The sequence below is a fragment of the Pseudomonas agronomica genome, from assembly GCF_025917275.1.
Classification (GTDB): Bacteria; Pseudomonadota; Gammaproteobacteria; order Pseudomonadales; family Pseudomonadaceae; genus Aquipseudomonas; species Aquipseudomonas agronomica.
The window spans coordinates 1-4,199 of the sequence record NZ_JAOSHO010000437.1 but is presented as its reverse complement, the minus strand read 5'-3'; the positions used below and the strand labels follow the sequence as shown (position 1 = coordinate 4,199).

At 59.9% G+C, this 4,199-nt stretch carries 3 protein-coding genes and 1 pseudogene; 2 read left to right on the top strand and 2 right to left on the bottom strand.

The features are described 5' to 3' along the window. Nucleotides 1-429: 429 nt before the first annotated feature. Both OC610_RS22220 and pmrG read right to left on the bottom strand, forming a co-directional pair. Nucleotides 430-1,278: a phosphatase PAP2 family protein gene (locus OC610_RS22220; protein ID WP_264430793.1), complete on the bottom strand. Its 849-nt coding sequence runs from the start codon at nt 1,276-1,278 to the stop codon at nt 430-432. Nucleotides 1,279-1,302: 24 nt separating this feature from the next. Continuing rightward, nucleotides 1,303-1,974, bottom strand: coding sequence for a lipopolysaccharide core heptose(II)-phosphate phosphatase PmrG (pmrG, locus tag OC610_RS22215; protein WP_264430792.1), 672 nt, complete (start codon nt 1,972-1,974; stop codon nt 1,303-1,305). 147 nt (nt 1,975-2,121) lie between these two features. Between pmrG and OC610_RS29785 the strand changes: the two are divergent. After that, nucleotides 2,122-3,291, top strand: a pseudogene (locus tag OC610_RS29785) (methyl-accepting chemotaxis protein); the annotation flags it as partial. Next, nucleotides 3,286-4,149, top strand: coding sequence for a methyl-accepting chemotaxis protein (locus OC610_RS29780; protein ID WP_375154603.1), 864 nt, complete (start codon nt 3,286-3,288; stop codon nt 4,147-4,149). The pseudogene OC610_RS29785 and the gene OC610_RS29780, both read left to right, overlap by 6 nt. The last annotated feature ends 50 nt before the right edge of the window (nt 4,150-4,199 follow it).

Genomic DNA, 4,199 nt, shown 5'->3' with positions numbered 1-4,199 from the left:
CTCGCGGATCAGGTCTGTGTCGCCGGGGGTTGGCGCGGCCACGGCAAGGTCCATCGCAAAAAAACACAGCGACGCGACGACGAGCCTCGTCCTTAAGGCAGACACGGACATGTTCGATCCCTCGATACGAAAGCGACAACAAGATTGCAGAGCAGGCCAAATCGAAATCGACCTGCTTCGCGCACACCAGACCTTGCGTATCGCCTTCGGTTCAGAGAGCGGGCATTTTTCCATTCAAAAAAGAGACGTATCTCACAGGACACGTCCGAAATCACCTCGTTGACAAAGCTCTATCAGGAACGCATCAAGCCAAGCCCGCATGAACTTTTCTTCACCCCATGGGTTTATGCGATCCGGTACAGTCCCCTCGCTCATTCAAGAAACTAAGGTTTTAGCCCGCTCTCCCGCGGGCTTTTTTTTGCCTGCGATTCATGGAGCAGGCTGCGCCTCGCCCAGCTCAGGCATCCCTGATGCGACCTTGGGCGACGCGGTCTTCAACAAGGGTTGTTCCAAGACGGCGCGCCCGTAAAAAAACATTGCCATCAGCCAACAGCTCAACCAGACGAAGATTCCCGCCCAGAACGTGTGGGACATGTAGTGCCAACCCTGTAGGACTCGCGTCGTGCCGTAGACAAATCCCAAGGCCAGCGCGCCGTACATCACGGCTTTGGAGTGACGCCAGCGATAGCGCCGGGCAACGAAGTACAGCGCCAGCATCGTGAAACCACCGGAAGCATGGCCGCCAGGCCAGCAACGACCGTCCCCCGCGACTTTCAGTAAATCGAAATTCTGGAACCATTCCTTGTGCTCGATCTTCCCTGCGTACTGGGTGGTTTCCACCGGGCAGTACACGCTGGTATGGCCCTTGAGGTAATGGATGACACCTGTACTGAGGGAAAAGGCGAAGACCACATAGAGAAAATCGCGACGGTGCCTGTGGGCAAACCGCAGCGGTTTGGTCAGCCGGATTTTATCCAGTACACGAAGCAGCCCTGGACGCTTTTCCGGCCGGAACAGCGGCCAGACGAACGACAACAGCGCCCCGATGATGGCCGCCTCGCCGGTCCAGTTCGGAATGACCCTGGCCCACTTATGGGTGATCTTTTCGAACAGCCGCACGTGTTCCAACGGAAAGACCTGGTGCAGCGGGTCGTAGAAAAGATCGCTGAAAGCGATGTCGATGCGGGTCATGTCGAACAGCAGGAACACCACCGCAGCACAGACCAGGGGTATTCCAAGGTTGAGCCCGTAAAAACGAGCGCGAGCAGACGTCAGCATGAGCGGTCCTAATCGTGGGAAAAGTTACTGGAATGTCACCGAGCGCCAGTCGGACGCTTCGATCAGGCCGAGCAACCGTGGCGCTTGTGGCTGGGCGGCGGAAATGAATAACGAAGCCCCATAGCCGAACGCCGAAGTGGGACGATGCAACGCGGTTTCCAGCGCCACCATGCATTCGCTGTGGGTGACCAGAATCAAATTGCGTCCCGGTACTTTGTGAGCCAAGGCGTTGCTCAGCAGATCATGTCGGCAGTCGCTCAGCCAGTCATCGCCAGACCCGACCTTGCTGAACATATATCCCGCTGTCTGGGCAGCGCGAACCAGAGGGCTGTTATAGATATCAGCGTTATCCAGGCCCAACTGTTCGAACCGCGCACCGAGGCCCACTGCCACAGCGCGGGCACGGTCGGTGATTCCCGACGGATCGCCCAGGCAAGCCGCCTTGGAGTGATCACACCGCTCGACGTGGCGCACCAACACTATCATCTCCCCCTTGGCCCAGCCATTGGCCAGCGCCCGGGCACCCGCGATATTGCCATGGGCCAGATCCGGCACCGCTGCCGGCCCCAGCAGCCAGAGGGTCAGCGCAATCACCAGCATTGCCGAAGCCAGGATCACCGCAGCGTTTCGATAGCGGACAAGCCGGCTCGTATCAATCGAGCGCGTCACGCCAAAAAGGCTCAGTCTCAGTTCCACATCAAGCCGCCCCGACGGCACCCAACCAGTCATTTCGATGGCGAGACGGTAAAGACATAGACGTAGGCAGGCAGTGAAACCAATGTGAAAAAAAGCTTGGCGCGCGCGGCGTCAACCAGGATTGCCGATAAAAAAGTTTTCAGATTCATGGACGGCCGCCGATACAGCCCTGTTAAACGTTTTTGCTGGCTCTTAACAACAACAATCTTCCAGCCAACCGATGATCAAGCAGCGCAACGTTCCTGGAGGAATTTGATGAATAGCTGGTTTGGCAACATTAGCGTCAACATGAAATTAGGCCTGGGCTTTGGCCTGGTGCTGGTACTGACTTGCCTCTTGGCCCTGACCAGTTGGACCAGCCTGGGTGGCCTGATCGACCGCAGCAATTGGATGAGCGACATCACCCAGCTCAACGCCGGCCTGACCAAACTGCGGGTCACTCGCCTGCAATACATGCTGACCAACGGCGACGAGACCGCCGCACAGAATGTGCAGACCACCCTCGATGGTTTCGTCGCGCAACAAAACGCGTTGCTCAGCAGCTTCAAGAGTCCCGAGAACGTCAAGCTGCTCAAGGAGCAGAGCGCGACCATCAGCGCCTACCAGACATCGCTGAACAAGATGCGCAGTGCCTACCGCACCGGCAACAATGCCCGGGATGTCATGGGCGCGAACGCCGAGACGGCCTACAAGCTGATCGAAAGCATCGATTCCGACGTAAAGCAGATGGCTCTCAGCGATGAGCGCTTTGCGCAGTTCCAGGCCATCACCCAGGCCAAGCAGGCGTTCATGCTGGCCCGCTATGAAGTACGCGGCTACACCGCCAACAGCAATGCCGATACCGAACGCAAGGCCTTCGTCCAACTGGACGCTGCCATCGCTTCGCTCAAGCCGCTCAACGAACATTTTGCCAACGCTCGGCAGGATGAACTGCGTCAGTTGGAAACGACCCTGACCCAATACCGCAGCGCCGTGCAGGCCTTCAAGATGGCCATGGCCGATGTGGTGCAGGCGCGCAAGGAAATGACCGACCAGGGCGCGACCATCGTTTCCCTGAGCGAGCAGCTGTACCAGATCCAGCTCGACCGTCGCGACGCCGAAAGCGCCCAGGCCCGCACGCTGCAATTGGTCAGCACGTTGTTGGCTTTGTTGGTGGGCATCATTGCCGCCGTGGTCATCACCCGCCAGATCACTCGCCCGCTGCGTGAAACCCTCGCCGTGGTCGAACGCATCGCCGGTGGCGATCTTTCGCAGAACGTCATCGTCACCCGTCGCGATGAACTCGGCGTGCTGCAACAGGGCATTGCCCGCATGGGCGTGACCCTGCGCGACCTGATCAGCGGCATCCGCGACGGCGTGACCCAGATCGCCAGCGCCGCCGAAGAATTGTCGGCGGTCACCGAGCAGACCAGTGCCGGGGTCAACAGCCAGAAAGTCGAGACCGACCAGGTCGCAACCGCGATGCATGAGATGACCGCCACGGTCCAGGAAGTCGCCCGCAATGCCGAAGAAGCCTCCCAGGCAGCAGCCGCCGCCGACGGCGAAGCTCGGGCCGGTGATCAAGTGGTCAACGAAGCCATCGCCCAGATCGAACGCCTGGCCAGCGAAGTGGTGCGTTCCACTGACGCCATGAGCGTGCTGCAACAGGAGAGCGACAAGATTGGCGCGGTGATGGACGTGATCAAGGCCGTGGCCGAACAGACCAACCTGCTGGCCCTCAACGCCGCCATCGAAGCCGCCCGCGCCGGTGAAGCCGGACGTGGCTTCGCGGTCGTCGCCGACGAAGTCCGCGGCCTGGCCCAACGTACGCAGAAATCCACCGAGGAAATCGAAGGCCTGGTGGCCGGCCTGCAGAACGGCACCCAGCAAGTGGCCGCCGTGATGAACAACAGCCGCAACCTCACCGACAGCAGCGTGGCCCTGACCCGCAAGGCCGGTGTGTCGCTGGAAAACATCACCCGCACGGTGTCGAACATCCAGTCGATGAACCAGCAGATCGCTGCCGCCGCCGAACAACAAAGCGCCGTGGCCGAAGAGATCAGCCGCAGCATCATCAACGTGCGCGACGTGTCCGAACAGACCGCCGCCGCCAGCGATGAAACCGCTGCGTCCAGCGTTGAACTGGCGCGGTTGGGTGGTCAGTTGCAGCAGATGGTGAGCCACTTCCGGGTCTAACGCCCGCCCCGATTTGGCATGACCCACTGTGGGAAGCGAGCTTGCTCGCG